Genomic DNA, 1,220 nt, shown 5'->3' with positions numbered 1-1,220 from the left:
AGACATACTGCAACTATGATTGGTATCAACTATGAATCTTTTAGGCAATGGATTCATAATTACCAATCCTTAGGCATTGATGGCCTAATCACTTCTTCAAAGAATTCCAGTTATTCTAAAGCATTAAAGGAAACGGCTGTAAAAGACTATCTCGTTAAGGCCGATTCCCTTCCGGGCATATGTAAAAAATACGGCATCAGATCAACCACTCAGCTACGCAGGTGGATTTTGAAGTATAATAGTCATGAGGAGCTGAAAGCTTCTGGAACAGGAGGGAGGCCCATCATGACAAACGGGAGGAAAACCACATATGACGAAAGAATTGCAATCGTCAAATTCTGCATTGAACATCAGAACGATTACATTGAAACAGCGCAAAAGTATCAGGTTTCTTATCAGCAGGTTTACACATGGGTTAGTAAATATGAGACTAACGGTATCGAGGGTTTACTGGACAAGCGAGGAAGAAAAAAAACCGAAAGTGAAATGTCTGAACTTGAGAAGCTGAAGGCCCAGAATAAACTGCTTGAAGCTGAGAACCGCAGAAAGCAAATGGAGATAGACTTCCTAAAAAAACTCGACGAGATAGAAAGGAGGCGGTACTAAGCCAGGTAAGATATGAATCCATATATCTTGCAATACAGGAACTTCATGACATTATGGCATATCCGGTTACCGAATTATGTCATATTGCAGGAATACAGCGTTCAGCATATTACAAATGGCTTAACAGAAAGGAAAGCAGGAATGAGCAATTCAACAAGAAGCTGATTCCGATGATTAAGGATGCCTATGAAGAAAAGAATGGCATTCTCGGCTATCGTCAGATGACAATCAAACTGAACCGGGAACAAGGACTCCATTTGAATCCCAAACGGATTTACAGACTGATGACAATACTTAACTTGAAATCCGTATGCAGGAAAAAGAAAAAGAACTACGTCAAATCAACGCCTGAAATCACAGCAGAGAATGTGTTGAACAGGGAGTTTCAAGCAGATGCTTTTGGTGAAAAATGGCTTACCGATGTAACGGAGTTAAAATACTGTTCTGACAGCAAAGCCTACCTCAGTGCAATATTGGATCTTGGAGACAAGAGCATCGTATCTTTTGTGGTCGGACGATCAAACAATAATGAGCTGGTGTTCAGGACATTTGATATTGCCCATCGGGAATACCCTGATGCCACACCCCTTTTTCACAGCGACAGAGGTTACCAA

2 protein-coding genes are annotated in these 1,220 nt (G+C 40.9%); both read left to right on the top strand.

Annotation, left to right across the window (positions count from 1 at the left end):
* Window positions 1–606 (top strand): helix-turn-helix domain-containing protein (locus tag KCX82_RS22820; protein WP_227020739.1); only part of this gene is annotated, 606 nt, incomplete at its 5' end.
* Window positions 607–626: 20 nt separating this feature from the next.
* Window positions 627–1,220, top strand: a 594-nt coding sequence (locus KCX82_RS22815) for an IS3 family transposase (RefSeq protein ID WP_227020740.1), incomplete at its 3' end; no start/stop codon positions are given.

It is taken from the genome of Sinanaerobacter chloroacetimidivorans (genome assembly GCF_018128545.1).
Taxonomy (GTDB): Bacteria; Bacillota; Clostridia; order Peptostreptococcales; family Anaerovoracaceae; genus Sinanaerobacter; species Sinanaerobacter chloroacetimidivorans.
Note: the sequence above shows the minus strand (reverse complement) of the source record. Positions and strands in the feature narration are given on the sequence as shown.